Origin of the sequence: Streptomyces sp. MS06 (genome assembly GCF_047200655.1) — a bacterium.
Lineage (GTDB): Bacteria > Actinomycetota > Actinomycetes > Streptomycetales > Streptomycetaceae > Streptomyces.
Window position 1 is genome coordinate 1 of record NZ_JBJZOJ010000081.1, and the last position, 14,051, is coordinate 14,051.

The window sequence follows — 14,051 nt, forward strand, 5'->3', positions numbered from 1 at the left end:
CACCTACCGCCTCTACGAGGCCGGCGTCCTGGTGCTCGAGCGGCCGTTCACTGCGAGGGAGGACGCCGAGGCGGACGAGCGGCTGGTGGAGGCGGCCCGCCGCGTCAACCGGACGACGCTGCTGCAGCAAGCTCGGGCTGCGTGGTCCACGAACAAGACCTACCTGGACAAGGTGACCGGCGGTACGGCGACGAATGCGGACCACATCGCGCAGGTGCCGGCGCTGACACGGCAGATGCAGGGCGTGATCCGGCTCCTCGTCGGCTCCGACCTCCTCGATGACACCTGACCCCACCCCACTGCCCCGAGCCCGCTGGCCGGGGCTTCTCTCATCTCTGGAGGGCCCATGGGCACCAGTCGCGGTATCGATGTGTCCGCGTATCAGGGCGTGCAGGACTGGGCGGCCTGGAAGCGCCAGGGCCTGGTCTTCGCGTTCGCCAAGGCGTCCGAGGGCCGGCACTCTCGGGATGGCCGGTTCGGGACGCACGTCCGGGGGATCATCGGCGCTGGTCTGGTGCCGGGGGCGTACCACTTCGGCTGGCCGAACCAGGATGTGGGTGCGGAGGCCGCCAACTACATCTCCGCCGTGCGGCCGTTCGCGGGCGGGCACGACTTCGTGCACTGGCTGGACCTGGAGCGCTACTCCGACGGCCGGAACTACTCCGGGCGGTCGGCCGCGCAGATCCGGGCCTGGGTGGCCCGCTGGCTCGCGATCGTCGCGGATGCGTTCCCGGGGCAGCGTGTCGGCGTCTACACCTCGGCCACCGACCTGGCGGCCGGGCATGTCCCGGATGGGGTGCCGCTGTGGTACCCGGCCTACCCGGGTCGGACCGTCGACACCTACGCCGAGGCCGAGGCGCACGCTCAGCCCACGCCGTATGGTCGGCGCCCGCTCATCTGGCAGTTCACGTCCGATCCTGCGGGCCCGACCCGCGTCGACGAGTCCATCGCCTACCTGTCCGAGGCTGCGCTGCGCGCCTGGGCTGGGGGCGGCACTACCAAGGAGAACGCCATGGCGTTGACCGATGACGAGACGCGGCGGATCGCCGCGGCGACGGCCGAGGAGCTGATGCGCTACCAGCTCGATGACCCGCGCACGGCTGGCACGCACTACGTGCCGCTGAAGTCGGTGCTGTGGTGGGTGGGCGCGGACAGTGCCCAGGCGAACGCGACCGTGAAGGCGCTGGCGGCGCAGGTCGGCGCGCTGTCCGCGGTGCTGACGCGGATCTCTGAGACCGGCGGGGGGCTGACGGCGGCGGAGGCGGAGGCCGCGGCGGAGGCCGGCGCCCGGAAGGTCCTCGCCGACATCGCCGCTGCGACCACGGAGGGCTGACCGGTGAGCGATGCGACGCGGCGGATGCTGCGCACGGTGGTGCAGCTGCTTGTGGGTCTGGCGGCGGGGATGCCGCTGCTGGTCCACGCGTCGGGGGTGTCGGAGTCGGCGCCGGGTGTGGGTGTGGTGCTGGGGGTGTCGGCGGCGGTGACGCGGTTGATGGCGGCTCCGGTGGTGCAGCCGCTGCTGCCCGCCTGGCTGCGCACCACCGGCGGCGGGGCGGCGGGAGGCCGTTGATGGATGCGACCGGTATCGGCCCGGTCGACTCGGTGGTGGTGTGGGCGGGTGTGCTCACGGTGCTGTCCGGGTTCGGTGCGCTGTTGTGGCGGGTGCTGCGGGCGGTGCTGCGGATCGCGGACCGGGCGGACGCGCTGTGGGAGGACTGGGCGGGCGCGGAGGCCCGGCCTGGGGTTCCGGAGCGGCCGGGGGTGATGGCCCGGCTGGGCCAGCATGACGAGCGGCTCGCGGATCACGAGGTGCGGATCGCGCACGTGGAGAGTCGGTCGACGGAGACGGGAGGCGGGCCGTGATGGACTGGGTGTGGGGCGGCATCTTGGGCGGGGTGGGTGTGCTGGCGGTGGCCTGGGCCGGTTTCGAGGCGCGCGGCATCGTCTCCCGGCGGCCGGGTGACACGTTCAGCGAGTGGATTCGGCCCTGGGCGAAGCAGCATCCGGTGGTCTTCCGGAGCCTGTGCGTGGCGGTGCCGACCGTCGCGGGCGCGGTGGGCGCCTGGCTGCCAGGCCACATCCTCGGATGAGTAGGACGACCGATCAGTGAGCCCCCTTCCGGCTGCGGCCGGGAGGGGGCCTTTCGTCGTGCCCGGGGGTGAGCACTGGACGGTTGACGCATGCGTTTATCCCTGCCACGATTAACGCATGCGGAAACGCTCCGCAGGGGGAGGATCAAGATGAACACCACCGCCGCAGCAGCCAAGGCCGGAGTCACCGTCGCCACCATCCGCACCTGGTGCCGCATCGGAGCCGTCGCCGCCACCAAGCACGCCGGCCGCTGGATCATCGACGCCGAATCCCTCGACCAGCGCATCGCCATCGGAACACGCCGGCCCGCACAGCTCCCCAACGATGTCGCCGCCCTCCTCCGCGACACCTTCGCTCAGGCCCGCTACGAGCACAGCCCCCGCCCCTCCTACCGCGCTGCAGTCACCGGCCGGTACGTCCTGCCTCCCCACACCTGGGGCTCCGCAGCACTGCTGCGGTGGGGACTGGTCGACGAACTCATCGTCCGCGGCCGCACCTGGTACCTGCTCACCCCGAGCGCCGTCCGCGCCGCCCGCCCCTGAAAGGACCACCATGGCACGCCCCGAAATCGGCCCCAAGATCGAAACCCGGGTGCCCGAAGCTGACCTCGCCACCATCGACGGCGACGCCAACAAGCGCCGCATCGGGCGGGCGCAATGGCTCCGCGACGCCGTCCAGCGGTCGCTGCCGTACTCGACCCTGCACGGCCACGACCACGTGGACAGCGCGCTCGACGAGGCGGACGGCTGGCTCGGCGCATGCCGCGACGTCGCCACCGACCGGGACGAGCCGGTGTCGGACCGGATCTCCCGAGGCATCGCCTACCAGGAGTGCATCAGCCAGATGCGGAAGCACCTCCGGCAAGCCCTCGACGCCGTCCCCGTACAGGAGACGCGCGACGCCTACGCCGCCGAGGTCGACGGCGTGGCCAGCGGCCTGACTCCGCGACAGGCGGAGCTCTGGGGGCGTGCGAGCGGCGCCGAGTTCGCGGCCCGCCTTCTGGACGCCTTGATCCTCACGCTGCCCGTCGACGGTGTCGGGGTGCGCGACCGCGCAGAGCTGGAGGACCCGCTCATGGACCTCGGGCTGTAGCCGACGCACGCCCTTCCCCTCTCGACCTCCGGGCCGAGAGGGGCTCTTCGTCATGCCCGGGCCCGGGCCGCGGCCCGCTACTCCTCTTCGGGCTCGACGGCGAGCACGTAGGTGCCCTTCGCGGGCAGCGTGGCGACCAGGCCGCGGTCCCGCAGCTCCCGCACGGCACGCCGGACGGTGCCGATGGACACTCCGTACATGTCGATCATGGCGCGCTCGCCGGGCAGCGCGGCGCCGGCGGGCAGCCGACCGGACCGGATCTCGCCCTCGATGCGGTCGGCGAGCTTCACGTATTCGTACTGCGGGAGGTCGCTCACTCCGCCACGGTCGCGCGGCCGAGTGCGGCAGGCATCTTGAGGACGCGGTGGGACGCGTTCGGACGTAGGGGGACGCAGAGGGACGCGGTTGCGCTACTGTCGGCTACAGGAATGCCCCCGCGGCTGCCGGGCCCGGGGGCGTGGCCAACGCTGATGGGAGCGTCGACATGGACGAGACTACGCACACCGCGGCCCCCACGGACACCCCCACCGCCCAGTACGGCTGGTGCCACTGGCATCAGGGGGTCGTTCAGGGCGTGCGGCTGATCGACGCGATTGAGCAGGGTTCCGGGCCCGGCATCACCCAGTCCGCGTGCCGACCGTGCCGCGAGGAGCACGGCCTGGTCCCGCTCGCCGACCGGCCGTGACGACCGCGATCGGTGGGGCGGTCGAGATGCTGCCCATGCCGCGGACGGCCGGCCTGTCCGCCGAGCAGGCCGCGGGTACGGCGTGCGTGTGGTGCGGGGGCCGGCCGACGGAGCGGCTGGGGCCGCGGCTGCAAACGGTTGATGGCGGCCTGTCCCGATGGTGGCCGCGTGGCTGCGGCCGGTGCGTCATCGCGGAGGCCACCCGCGTCTACCGACTCCACCTGACCTCGTGTGCCCGGTGCGCGCCGCGCGTCTACTGCCCGGATGCGCGCGCGCTGCACGCGCTCGCGCAGCTGGGGTGAGGGCTCCCGGTGCCAGGCCTTCTCGGACAGGTCGGGCAGGCATCGGGGCGGGGCGGCCGCCCGACGGCGTGCAGGACCGGGCGGCCGCTCACCGCACAAGGTCGGCGAGGGGGACGTCCAGAGCGCGAGCGACCCTGAGCAGCACGCGGAGAGTGGGGTTGCCGCGTCCGGCCTCCAGCATCTGGAGCGTCACGCGATCGATGCCGGCCGCGAGGTAGAGAGCCTCCTGGGTGGCGTTCTGTCGGCGTCGTTCGGTTCGGATGCGGTCACCTATGGCTCGCTGGTGGTCGGCCATCCAAGAGTCGTCGTCGGGGAGATCGCGCACCTGGCTGACCTTTGACCGGGCGCGATCTGATGTCTGCTGGATACATTCAGCTATTTTTGATCTTGGAGAATCGGGGTACCCCTAGTGGAGCCACCCCTCTGCAAGCGAGGCCGTGGGTAGGCGTGTCCGCGCGAGGGACGCCGTCCCGCCCGGATGGCGGGGCCTGGCCTCTGAGCCGCCCCGGATGCGTCGGTGTCCGGGGCGGTGCCAGACTCTCGTACGGGGAGCGAAAGATCTCGGTCGAATCCCCCAAATCTCAGGGCAAGCGCCTTTCCTTAGCTTGCTCTCTGGCCACCTGCGAAAACGCAGGTGAGCACATCGCTAAAGCTCGCGCAGCTTCTAAGCGCTTGGCCGCAGGTTCGAGTCCTGCCGGGGGCGCAAGTCTCCGCCCTCCCTCCCGGGAGGGCTTTTTGCTGGTCGGAACGGGTGACGCAGGTGCGTCTCGGGCCCGGACGGCCCTCGGCGGTCGGGTCCTGGGTCCGGAGCCGTCCGGCTGTCGCCGCGATCTACCGGAGTGCCGCCGACCACCCGCCGAGGCCCCGGGACGGGGTCTCCCGGCCGCCGGCCGCCCAGGGTGATCTCCGGCGGCTTCAAGCCAACCGCCGAGGTCGGGGAGCCGGCCCGGAGGCCTCCCCGGGCACCGGCCGCGGCCACGGTGGACCTCGGGCCGGGGGCGCGGGCGTCCGGCCGCGCCACCCCCTCACGCATTCCGGCTGCCGACCGGACGCCGGGCGGGGCGCCGACCGCAGGACGGTCCGAGGGCGACGCGACCGCACGACGGCCCGAGGACGAGGCGACCGCACGACGGCCCGAGGACGAGGCGGGCCGGCGCAGCTCCCGCCAGGTGACCGTGGTCCGGCCCGGAACGGGCTCAGGTCTCCCGAGCCCGGAACGGGCTCAGGTCTCCCGCTCGGGGGCGTACTCGCCGTCCGTCAACCCGAAGGTCCAGGCGACGCCCTCCCGGGCGGTCCGGGTCCGCGGCGGCACCCGCAGCCAGTAGGTGCGGTGGGTGCCGTCCGGCTCGGGAGTGGAGTTGACGACCTCCACCATCACCAGCGGCTCGTCCCCGTCCAGCTCGATGCGCCACAGCACACCGGCCTCGTCCCGTTGCAGCGGCCAGGCACCGGACTCCTCCAGATAGCGCTCGTAGCCGTAGTGCTCCAGCATGACGCGGCGCAGTTCGGCGTTCTCCTCCTCGCGTATCCGACGCGGGGTCAGGTCGGCGAGGCCGTCGAGGAATTCGGCGGGCACCGGCATGCCGTGCCAGGCGTGCAGCGCGAACCCGTCGGGGAAGGCGAGCGCCGGCCCGTCCGCGCGGTCGAGTCTTCCCGCCTCGTCGCGATGCAACTCCACGGGGCGTTCGGCGACGACCGCCGTCCTCTCGTACGGCCACCACCAGCCCGCGGCGCGGGCGACCGCGGCCACCCCGTCGAGCGCCTCACCGCCGTCCTGGTCGTCGAACGCCGCCAGCCAGGGCGCGTCGTGCTGCCCCATCACCGCATCGAGCAGGAGGAGCCGGACTGCCTGCTCACCCCCCGGCACGTCGGCCGCGGCATCGACGACTCCCGCGCGCATCCGATCGGTCAGCGAGGCCGTGGTGTCCCACAGCTGCGCTCCCGTCAGGGTCCAGTGATCGGCCCAGCCGGCCGGCCCGAGCCGACCGGCGACCTGTTTCCGCGCCGCCGCCCAGGGCCGCGTGCGCACCTCGTCGCGGACACTGCGGCCGGCCGTGCCGTCCGCGGTCAGCCGCGCGGCCAGTGCCACGGCTGCGCGGGGCGACCCGGCCCACACGATGCGCTCCGGTTCGGGCAGGCCCGCCAGCCGGTAGGCCAGGCGCACCCCCTCCTCGGCCGCTCCGCGGTCGGCCGGGCCGGTCGCCGCCGCGACCTCGCGCCACGCCGCCGCCACGTCGGTCCGCTCGGTTTCCCTCGGCATCGTCATCGCCGCACTCCCCACTCCCCCAGTGCTTCCTCAGTCCGCCACCACGCGCACCGCGCCGGGCACGTACTCGCGCTGCCGTATCACCCGGTACCAGCCCTTCGGTAGCGGTATCGCCGCGTGCTCCTCGTGCACCACCCGCCCGCCGTCCGGGAGGTGGAGGTAGGAGGCGCCGAACGGCCCGGACTCGCGGACCAGAGTGCCCGGCCCGACGACCGCGTGGGCGTGTCCCGTGACTTCCCCGAGGGCCAGCACCAGCCTGCCCCGGGCGTCCCGCGGCTGCCGCGGGAGCCGCGCCGCGCCGGCCCGCACGGCCTCCTCCGCGACGGGCACGATCAGGACGTCCCCCTGCCGGTACATGCGTGTCTCCCTTCGCCGTCGGCGCCCTGCCGACCGATGTCCACGACGCTACGCGGGGGGTCTGACAACGCCCCCGGAACAGCCCCGGCCGCGTCCCGCGGAGCGGCCTCCGGGCCCCCGAGGCGGGCCGCCCCGGGGCTCTGTCAGTGCCTGTTGGTAGAAATCTCCGCAAGCAGCGCACCCCGCCCGACCGCCTCAGGAGGCCAGCGACATGTCCCCCGTCGAGCATCTGCAGGAACTGCACGGCCTCCCGGCCTTCGACTTCCCCGCTCCCGGCGCGCGGCAGGAGCTGCCGAAGGCGGACGCCGTGGCCTGGCGGCTGGCCGTCGACCCGTACGACGACAGTTCCGACGAGGAGTTCGGCGCCCTGTGGGACCGCTTCCTGGACTCGGTGGATCCCGCCGGGGTGCGCGCGATAGTCGTCGGCCAGTGGGACGAACCCTGCGACAACGACGTCTCCGGGATCGTGCAGTTGCTCGTCGACGCCCGGGACCGGCTGACCGCACTCCGCGCCGTCTTCCTGGGGGACCTGGAGATGGAGGAGGCCGAGATCTCCTGGATCGAGCAGTCCGATGTGACACCGGTCCTCGAGGCGTACCCGCTGCTGAAGGAGTTCGGCGTCCGCGGCGGCACCGGACTGCTGTTCCCGCCGGTCCGGCACGAGCACCTCCGTACGCTCTGCATCGAGGCGGGCGGCCTGCCCGGCGACGTGGTGCGCGGGATCGCGGCGAGCGAGCTTCCCGCGCTGGAGTACCTGGACCTGTGGCTCGGGGTGGCGGAGTACGGCGGCGACGCCGCGGTCGCGGACCTCGCACCGATCCTGGCCGGCGGTCGGTTCCCGGCGCTGCACCACCTGGGCCTGCGCAACAGCGAGATCCAGGACGAGGTCGCCGCCGCGGTGGCCGCGGCCCCGGTCGTCGCCCAGCTCAAGTCGCTGGACCTGTCCCTCGGGGTACTCACCGACGAGGGCGCGGCGGCCCTGCTCGCCGGACAACCGCTCACCCATCTGACCTGGCTGGACCTCCACCACAACTTCGTCACGGAGCCGGTGGCCGCGCGGCTGCGGGCCGCGCTGGAGCCCTCCGGGGTGGAGGTCGACGTGTCCGAGCCGGGCGACACCTGGGAACACGACGGCGTCGTCCACCGCTTCACCGCGGTCGCGGAATGAACCGGACCGGGCTGCGGTTCGCCGTCGTCGGCAATCCGGAGAACCGCAGGACGCGGATGTTCGCCGACGCGGTCCGCACGGCCGGGCACCCGGCACCGCGCGTCCTCGCCTGGCGCGACGTGCTGGACGGGCGGTTCGCCTTCGCGCCGGGCGAGTTCGTGCGGATCGACTCCCCCGGTGAGAACGCCGAGGTGGACCGGCTGCTGCGGAACGTCGACGATCCCACCCGGGTGGAGGGCACGGCCCGGTGGTACCGGCGCTTCACCGCGGCCGTCCGGCAGGTCGCGGGCGCGGCGCGTGAGGCGGGCGCCGCGCCGTCCGCCGACGCGGAGGACATCGCGGTGATGTTCGACAAGCGGCGGTGCCACGCCCGGCTCGCCGCCGCCGGCGTCCCGGTGCCGGCGGCTCTGCCGGGTCCGCTCGGCGGCTGGCACGAGGTGCGGGAGCGGCTGACGTCCGCCCGCGTCCAGCGGGCGTTCGTGAAGCCGGCGCACGGCTCCTCGGCCTCCGGCGTCGTGGCGCTCTCGGTGGCGGGCCGCGGCCGGATCAGGGCGACGACGTCCGTGGAGACCACGCCCGACGGCCGGCTGTACAACTCCCTGCGAGTGCGGCAGTACACCTCGGAGCCCGAGGTCGCCGCCCTGGTGGACGCGCTGGCCCCGGACGGGCTGCACGTCGAGCAGTGGCTGCCCAAGGCCTCGCAGGCGGGCCGCGCCGCCGACCTGCGGATCGTCGTGGTCGCCGGCCGCGCCACGCACGCCGTCCTGCGGACCAGCCGGCATCCCATGACGAACCTGCACCTCGGCGGCGCACGGGGCGACCTGGACGCGGCCCGGCGGGCGATCGGCGCCGCCGGCGGCAGCTTCCGGGACGTACTGGACGTCGCGGAACGGGCGGCCGCCTGCTTCCCGGACACGCTGTGCGTCGGCGTGGACGTGCTGCCGTCCACCGGATGGCGCCGCTTCACCGTCGGCGAGGTCAACGCCTTCGGGGACCTCCTCCCCCGCCTTGCCGGCCTTCCCGGCAGCGGCGCCGAGGGCCTGGACACCTATGCGGCCCAGGTCGCCGCCGTCACCGCGGGACCGGGCCCCGCCGTCACCGCGGGACCGGGCCGGACGCGGAGGCCCGGGACGACGCCGCCCGAGCGGGCGGACGAGACCTCCGGAGCACCGTCATGACAGCACCGATCGACATGAACGAGATCGTGGGCGGCCACGACCTCCTGCTGGTCACCCTCGACACCCTCCGCTACGACGTGGCACAGGAATTGGCGGCGGCCGGGCGCATCCCGAACCTGGCCCGCCACCTGCCCGGCGGCACCTGGGAGCGCAGGCACGCCCCCGGCAGCTTCACCTACGCCTCCCACCAGGCGATGTTCGCGGGCTTCCTGCCGACACCGGCCGAACCGGGTCCGCACCCGCGGCTGTTCGCCGCGCGTTTCGAGGGCAGCGAGACCACCGCGCACGGAACCTTCGTCCACGACACCCCCGACCTGGTGTCCGGGCTGGCCGCCGTCGGCTACCGCACCGTCTGCATCGGCGGCGTCGGCTTCTTCAACAAGCGGGGGCCGCTGGGCTCCGTCCTGCCGGGGTTGTTCCAGGAGAGCCACTGGGAGCCGGAGTTCGGGGTGCCGTCACCCACGTCCTTCGAGGCGCAGGTGGCCTGCGCGGAGAAGGTCGTCGCCGCACTCCCCCGGGAGCAGCGCCTGTTCCTCTTCGTGAACGTGTCGGCACTGCACCAGCCCAACTGGTTCCACCTGCCCGGCGCCACCCGCGCCGCGGGCGACTCCCGTGCCACCCACGCCGCGGCGCTCGAGTACGTGGACCGGCACGTGGAACGCCTCTTCACGGCCGCCCGCAGTCGCCGCCCGTGCTTCGCCGTCGTCTGCTCCGACCACGGCACCGCCTACGGCGAGGACGGCTACACCGGCCACCGCATCGGCCACGACGTCGTCTGGACCGTGCCCTACGCCCACTTCTTCCTCGACGAGACCTCATGAACATCACCGGCACAGCGGCCTCCCCGGCCACCACCGTCCGCCCGTACCAGCACTACGTGTACGCCTATCCGCACAAGACGGCCTACCGCCCGCTGCCCCGGGAGGAGGCGTCCCTGCGCGCGCTGTGGAGCGGGGAACCGAAGGACGCCCTGTCGCTCTACTTCCACATCCCGTTCTGCGAAGTGCGCTGCGGTTTCTGCAATCTCTTCACCCGCATCGGGGCACCGGACGGCCTCACCACCGCCTACCTCGACGCGCTGGAGCGCCAGGCGGTCGCGGTACGCGAGGCACTGGGCGAGGGGGCGCGGTTCGCGAACGCGGCCTTCGGCGGCGGCACCCCGACCTTCCTGGAGGCGGCCGAGCTGGAACGGCTCTGCGATCTGGCCGAGCACGGTCTGGGCGCCGATCTGGCGGCGATCCCGCTGTCCGTGGAGGCCTCGCCCGCCACCGCGACCGCGGACCGGCTGGCCGTGCTGGCCGCACGGGGCGCCACCCGGCTGAGCCTGGGCGTGCAGAGCTTCGTCGACGCGGAGGCCCGCACGGCCGTACGCCCGCAGCGCCGGGCGGACGTGGAGGCGGCGCTCGCCCGGATCCGCGCGGCAGGCTTCCCCGTCCTCAACATCGACCTCATCTACGGCATAGCCGGCCAGACGGAGGTGTCCTGGCGGCACTCCCTGGACGCCGCGCTCGCCTGGCAGCCGGAGGAGCTGTACCTCTACCCGCTCTACGTCCGCCCGCTCACCGGCCTCGGCAGGCACCGCGGCCCGGCGGACGCCGGCGCCGACGAGTGGGACGAGCAGCGGCTGCGGCTGTACCGGCAGGGCCGCGACCACCTGCTCGCCCGGGGCTACGAGCAGGTGTCGATGCGCATGTTCCGCCGTACCGGAGCCCCCCTCACCGGCGGGGAGGACTACGCGTGCCAGACCGACGGCATGGTCGGCCTCGGCTGCGGGGCCCGCTCCTACACCTCCGCCCTGCACTACTCCTTCGACTACGCCGTGGACATGCACCGGATACGCCGGATCGTCGACGACTACACGGCCCGCGGCGTCGACGACTTCCGGCGCGCCGACTTCGGCTGGCCGACGGACGCCGAGGAGGCCAGGCGCCGCCATCTGCTGCAGTCGCTGCTGCAGGCCGAGGGCCTGCCCGCCACGGACTACGAGACCCGTTTCGGCACTTCTCCCCGCGACGACTTCTCCACCGAACTGGCCCGGTTCGAAGCCCGCGGCTGGCTGGACGCCTCGGCCGGGCCCGGCCTGCTGCGTCTGTCCGCCGAGGGCCTGGCGCATTCCGACGCGCTCGGACCCGAGCTGTTCTCCGCGGCGGTGCGGGAGCGCATGGCCGCCTACGAACCGAAGTGAGGGAGCGGACGTGGACCTCACGATTCTCTACCGGGGCCCGCTGGCGTCGTGCGACTACGACTGCCCGTACTGCCCGTTCGCCAAGCGCCGGGACAGCCGCACGGAACTGGCGGCGGACCGCGCCGCGCTGGAGCGGTTCGCCGGCTGGGCGGCAGACCGGCGGGAGGACCGACTCTCCCTGCTGTTCACCCCGTGGGGCGAAGGCCTGGTGCGCTCCTGGTACCGGCGCACCCTCGCCGAGCTGAGCCGGCTGCCGCACATCCGCCGGGTCGCGATCCAGACCAACCTCAGTTGCCGTACGGACTGGCTGGACGCCGCCGACCCGGACACCGTCGCCCTGTGGTGCACCTTCCACCCCGGGCAGACGCCGTACGACCGCTTCCTCGGCAAGTGCCGCGACCTGGACGCCCGCGGCATCCGGCACAGCGTCGGTGTCGTCGGCCTTCCCGAGCACCTGGAGCACGCCCGCCGCCTGCGTGCCGACCTGCCCGCGCCCGTGTACCTGTGGGTCAACGCCGCCGAGGGCCGCGCCTACACCGACGCGGAGGCCGACGAGTGGACCGCCCTGGATCCGCTCTTCCCGTACAGCCGCCACCCGCACCGCAGTGCCGGTCTGCCCTGCCGGACGGGCGAGTCCGTCATCTCGGTGGACGGTGCGGGCACGGTCCGCCGCTGCCACTTCGTCCGCTCCGAGCTGGGCAACCTGTACGACGGCTCGTACCGTCGGGCGCTGCGCCCCCGCGCCTGCCCGCTGGCGGTCTGCGACTGCCACATCGGCTACGTCCACCTGGAGACGCTGCCGCTGTACGACGTGTTCGCGGGCGGAGTGCTGGAGCGCATACCCGCCGCGCCGCCCTCCTCCACCGGCTGACCCACCCCACCCACCCGCCGAACCGCCCCGTACGGGGGTCTTCCCCGCGGGGGCGGGTGACGGGGTTTTGGTGGGCCGGGGTGGCCCGTGGGGCGTGGATGGGATCATGGGATGCCGAAAGGACGCGTCTCGTGAGGGAACGGGGAGCCATGGAACGCCTGCGCTGTGCCGTGCTGGACGACTACCAGGACGCCGCGGCCGGTGCCGCCGACTGGGCGCCGGTGGCGGACCGGGTCGAGGTGGTGTCCTTCCGCGACCACCTCTGCGGAGAGGACGCCGTGGCCGCCGCCCTGGCGGACTTCGACATCGTGGTCACCCTGCGCGAGCGCGTGGCGTTCCCCGGGTCGCTCCTCGCGCGGCTGCCGAGGCTGCGGCTGCTCATCGCGTCCGGCATGCGCAACAGCGTCATCGACTACGCGGCCGCGAGGGCGCACGGCGTCACCGTGTGCGGTACGGCCAGTTCCCCCACTCCGCCGGTCGAGCTCACCTGGGCTCTGCTGCTGGGCCTGGCGCGCGGCATCGTCGACGAGAGCAACGCCCTGCGCTCGGGCGGCCCCTGGCAGTCCACCGTCGGCGCCGACCTGCACGGCCGGCGGCTCGGGCTGCTCGGACTGGGCAAGATCGGCGGCCGGGTCGCGCAGGTCGGCCTGGCCTTCGGCATGCGGGTGAGCGCGTGGAGCCGGAACCTCACCGCGGAGCGCGCCGCCGAGGTCGGTGTGGAACGTGCCGCGTCCAAGGAGGAACTGCTGGCCGACAGTGACTTCGTCTCCGTGCACCTCGCGCTGGGCGACCGCACCCGCGGGCTGCTCGGCGCCGCCGAACTCGCTCTCCTCAAGCCGACGGCGTACCTGGTGAACACCTCGCGCGCGGCGATCGTCGACCAGGAGGCGCTGCTGGCCGCGCTGCGCGGGAACCGTATCGCAGGGGCGGGAATCGACGTCTTCGACGTGGAGCCGCTGCCCGCCGACCATCCGATGCGCACGGCACCGCGGCTGCTGGCCACCCCGCACCTGGGCTACGTGTCGCGCGCGAACTGGGCGCGGTACTACGGCCAGGCGGTGGAGGACATCCAGGCGTACCTGGCGGGTTCGCCGGTGCGCCGTCTTCCCTGAGGGCTGTCCGGGGGACCGCGAGGCGGAAGGCAGGACGCGACCGGGACCGGCTGTTCGTGCCCGTCGCTCGTGCCCGTCGCTCGTGCCCGTCGCTCGCGTCCCGGTCCGGGGATGGGGGCGAAGACGGGGATGGGGGCGAGGGCGGGGGGCGGGTCTGGGTGTCGGGGGCCGGATCGGGAGCGGGTGTCGGCCGTTCGGCGGGCGCTGCGTGCGTCCCCGGCAGGAACCCCTGTTCAAAAAGGTGATCCGTCGGTCGGCACCGTGACCAGTCCCGGCTGCCGACGTTGAAGTTGGAGTACGGAGGCTTTCTGTGCCTCCGTACTCGTCGACCCAGAAGGAGAACCTGATGTCTCGCATCGCGAAGGCGGCCGTCGTCACGCTCGGCACGGGCGCCGTGGTGCTCGGCGGGGCCGGTCTGGCCCTGGCGGACGCGGGTGCGCAGGGTGCTGCCGTCGGCTCGCCCGGCGTGCTGTCGGGCAACCTCGCCCAGGTGCCGGTCCACGTGCCGGTCAACGTCTGCGGGAACACCGTCAACGTGATCGGCCTGCTGAACCCGGCGTTCGGCAACACCTGCGTCAACGCGAGCGGCCACGGCCACCACCACGACCACGGCAGCCACGGCTACGGCGGCTGACCTCGTCGTTCGCTTCACGAGAGCCCCGGCACCCCCGAGCGCCGGGGCTCTCGGCATGCCGGGCCCCGCCGGCAGGAAGCCGGTACGGAAGCGAAGCGGCAGGCGGGGGT

At 73.5% G+C, this 14,051-nt stretch carries 19 protein-coding genes; 15 read left to right on the plus strand and 4 right to left on the minus strand.

The window, feature by feature from the left end:
- The 7 genes from ACL02U_RS29925 to ACL02U_RS29955 all read left to right on the plus strand — a co-directional run.
- A partial coding sequence (locus tag ACL02U_RS29925) for a hypothetical protein (RefSeq protein ID WP_412794119.1) occupies positions 1-289 on the plus strand: 289 nt, incomplete at its 5' end.
- A gap of 57 nt (positions 290-346) precedes the next feature.
- A complete protein-coding gene (locus ACL02U_RS29930) occupies positions 347-1,333 on the plus strand; it encodes a glycoside hydrolase family 25 protein (RefSeq protein WP_412794120.1) in 987 nt (328 codons plus the stop codon).
- 3 nt (positions 1,334-1,336) lie between these two features.
- Complete coding sequence (locus tag ACL02U_RS29935; protein ID WP_412794121.1) at positions 1,337-1,570, plus strand: hypothetical protein; 234 nt, start codon at positions 1,337-1,339, stop codon at positions 1,568-1,570.
- Positions 1,570-1,863: a hypothetical protein gene (locus ACL02U_RS29940; protein WP_412794122.1), complete on the plus strand. Its 294-nt coding sequence runs from the start codon at positions 1,570-1,572 to the stop codon at positions 1,861-1,863. Before ACL02U_RS29935 ends, ACL02U_RS29940 begins: the two co-directional genes overlap by 1 nt.
- Entirely contained in the window at positions 1,860-2,090 is a 231-nt protein-coding gene (locus ACL02U_RS29945; RefSeq protein WP_412794123.1) for a hypothetical protein, read from the plus strand. The genes ACL02U_RS29940 and ACL02U_RS29945 overlap by 4 nt, the downstream gene beginning before the upstream one ends.
- Before the next feature lie 150 nt (positions 2,091-2,240).
- Positions 2,241-2,633: a helix-turn-helix domain-containing protein gene (locus ACL02U_RS29950; RefSeq protein WP_412794124.1), complete on the plus strand. Its 393-nt coding sequence runs from the start codon at positions 2,241-2,243 to the stop codon at positions 2,631-2,633.
- Between the two features lie 10 nt (positions 2,634-2,643).
- On the plus strand, positions 2,644-3,183 hold the full coding sequence (locus ACL02U_RS29955) for a hypothetical protein (protein ID WP_412794125.1): 540 nt from the start codon (positions 2,644-2,646) through the stop codon (positions 3,181-3,183).
- A gap of 77 nt (positions 3,184-3,260) precedes the next feature.
- Here ACL02U_RS29955 and ACL02U_RS29960 read toward each other — a convergent pair whose 3' ends face one another.
- On the minus strand, positions 3,261-3,500 hold the full coding sequence (locus ACL02U_RS29960; RefSeq protein WP_412794126.1) for a winged helix-turn-helix domain-containing protein: 240 nt from the start codon (positions 3,498-3,500) through the stop codon (positions 3,261-3,263).
- Positions 3,501-3,667: 167 nt separating this feature from the next.
- Between ACL02U_RS29960 and ACL02U_RS29965 the strand changes: the two genes are divergently transcribed.
- The gene (locus ACL02U_RS29965) at positions 3,668-3,868 is read left to right on the plus strand and encodes a hypothetical protein (protein WP_412794127.1); all 201 of its coding nucleotides are present in this window, start codon (positions 3,668-3,670) and stop codon (positions 3,866-3,868) included.
- Positions 3,869-4,258: 390 nt separating this feature from the next.
- Here the strand turns inward: ACL02U_RS29965 and ACL02U_RS29970 are convergent, their stop codons facing one another.
- From ACL02U_RS29970 to ACL02U_RS29980, 3 genes are all read right to left on the minus strand, one after another.
- Positions 4,259-4,495, minus strand: a complete 237-nt coding sequence (locus tag ACL02U_RS29970; protein ID WP_412794128.1) for a helix-turn-helix domain-containing protein — start codon at positions 4,493-4,495, stop codon at positions 4,259-4,261.
- An 897-nt stretch (positions 4,496-5,392) separates the two neighbouring features.
- On the minus strand, positions 5,393-6,436 hold the full coding sequence (locus tag ACL02U_RS29975; RefSeq protein ID WP_412794129.1) for a DUF6745 domain-containing protein: 1,044 nt from the start codon (positions 6,434-6,436) through the stop codon (positions 5,393-5,395).
- A 30-nt stretch (positions 6,437-6,466) separates the two neighbouring features.
- Positions 6,467-6,793, minus strand: a complete 327-nt coding sequence (locus tag ACL02U_RS29980) for a hypothetical protein (RefSeq protein WP_412794130.1) — start codon at positions 6,791-6,793, stop codon at positions 6,467-6,469.
- A gap of 211 nt (positions 6,794-7,004) precedes the next feature.
- On the opposite strand from ACL02U_RS29980, the gene ACL02U_RS29985 reads away from it, so the two are divergent.
- From ACL02U_RS29985 to ACL02U_RS30015, 7 genes are all read left to right on the plus strand, one after another.
- Entirely contained in the window at positions 7,005-7,961 is a 957-nt protein-coding gene (locus ACL02U_RS29985) for an STM4015 family protein (protein WP_412794131.1), read from the plus strand.
- On the plus strand, positions 7,958-9,139 hold the full coding sequence (locus ACL02U_RS29990) for an STM4014 family protein (RefSeq protein ID WP_412794132.1): 1,182 nt from the start codon (positions 7,958-7,960) through the stop codon (positions 9,137-9,139). Before ACL02U_RS29985 ends, ACL02U_RS29990 begins: the two co-directional genes overlap by 4 nt.
- Before the next feature lie 14 nt (positions 9,140-9,153).
- The gene (locus ACL02U_RS29995; RefSeq protein WP_412794150.1) at positions 9,154-9,960 is read left to right on the plus strand and encodes an STM4013/SEN3800 family hydrolase; all 807 of its coding nucleotides are present in this window, start codon (positions 9,154-9,156) and stop codon (positions 9,958-9,960) included.
- Positions 9,957-11,324 (plus strand): STM4012 family radical SAM protein, encoded by a 1,368-nt coding sequence (locus ACL02U_RS30000; RefSeq protein ID WP_412794133.1) that lies wholly within the window; start codon positions 9,957-9,959, stop codon positions 11,322-11,324. The genes ACL02U_RS29995 and ACL02U_RS30000 overlap by 4 nt, the downstream gene beginning before the upstream one ends.
- 10 nt (positions 11,325-11,334) lie before the next feature.
- A complete protein-coding gene (locus ACL02U_RS30005) occupies positions 11,335-12,195 on the plus strand; it encodes an STM4011 family radical SAM protein (RefSeq protein WP_412794134.1) in 861 nt (286 codons plus the stop codon).
- A gap of 149 nt (positions 12,196-12,344) precedes the next feature.
- Positions 12,345-13,307 carry a D-2-hydroxyacid dehydrogenase family protein gene (locus ACL02U_RS30010; protein ID WP_412794151.1) on the plus strand — a complete coding sequence of 321 codons (963 nt, stop codon included), beginning with the start codon at positions 12,345-12,347 and terminating at the stop codon, positions 13,305-13,307.
- A gap of 346 nt (positions 13,308-13,653) precedes the next feature.
- Positions 13,654-13,941: a chaplin gene (locus ACL02U_RS30015; RefSeq protein ID WP_412794135.1), complete on the plus strand. Its 288-nt coding sequence runs from the start codon at positions 13,654-13,656 to the stop codon at positions 13,939-13,941.
- Positions 13,942-14,051: the final 110 nt, after the last annotated feature.

What these genes read in the sequence shown, in the direction of transcription:
- ACL02U_RS29930 (WP_412794120.1), top strand. Translation starts at nt 347, where the DNA reads ATGGGCACCAGTCGCGGTATCGATGTGTCCGCGTATCAGGGCGTGCAG.
- ACL02U_RS29940 (WP_412794122.1), top strand. Translation starts at nt 1,570, where the DNA reads ATGGATGCGACCGGTATCGGCCCGGTCGACTCGGTGGTGGTGTGGGCG.
- ACL02U_RS29950 (WP_412794124.1), top strand. Translation starts at nt 2,241, where the DNA reads ATGAACACCACCGCCGCAGCAGCCAAGGCCGGAGTCACCGTCGCCACC.
- ACL02U_RS29955 (WP_412794125.1), top strand. Translation starts at nt 2,644, where the DNA reads ATGGCACGCCCCGAAATCGGCCCCAAGATCGAAACCCGGGTGCCCGAA.
- ACL02U_RS29965 (WP_412794127.1), top strand. Translation starts at nt 3,668, where the DNA reads ATGGACGAGACTACGCACACCGCGGCCCCCACGGACACCCCCACCGCC.
- ACL02U_RS29975 (WP_412794129.1), bottom strand. Translation starts at nt 6,436, where the DNA reads ATGACGATGCCGAGGGAAACCGAGCGGACCGACGTGGCGGCGGCGTGG.
- ACL02U_RS29980 (WP_412794130.1), bottom strand. Translation starts at nt 6,793, where the DNA reads ATGTACCGGCAGGGGGACGTCCTGATCGTGCCCGTCGCGGAGGAGGCC.
- ACL02U_RS29985 (WP_412794131.1), top strand. Translation starts at nt 7,005, where the DNA reads ATGTCCCCCGTCGAGCATCTGCAGGAACTGCACGGCCTCCCGGCCTTC.
- ACL02U_RS29990 (WP_412794132.1), top strand. Translation starts at nt 7,958, where the DNA reads ATGAACCGGACCGGGCTGCGGTTCGCCGTCGTCGGCAATCCGGAGAAC.
- ACL02U_RS29995 (WP_412794150.1), top strand. Translation starts at nt 9,154, where the DNA reads ATGAACGAGATCGTGGGCGGCCACGACCTCCTGCTGGTCACCCTCGAC.
- ACL02U_RS30000 (WP_412794133.1), top strand. Translation starts at nt 9,957, where the DNA reads ATGAACATCACCGGCACAGCGGCCTCCCCGGCCACCACCGTCCGCCCG.
- ACL02U_RS30010 (WP_412794151.1), top strand. Translation starts at nt 12,345, where the DNA reads ATGGAACGCCTGCGCTGTGCCGTGCTGGACGACTACCAGGACGCCGCG.
- ACL02U_RS30015 (WP_412794135.1), top strand. Translation starts at nt 13,654, where the DNA reads ATGTCTCGCATCGCGAAGGCGGCCGTCGTCACGCTCGGCACGGGCGCC.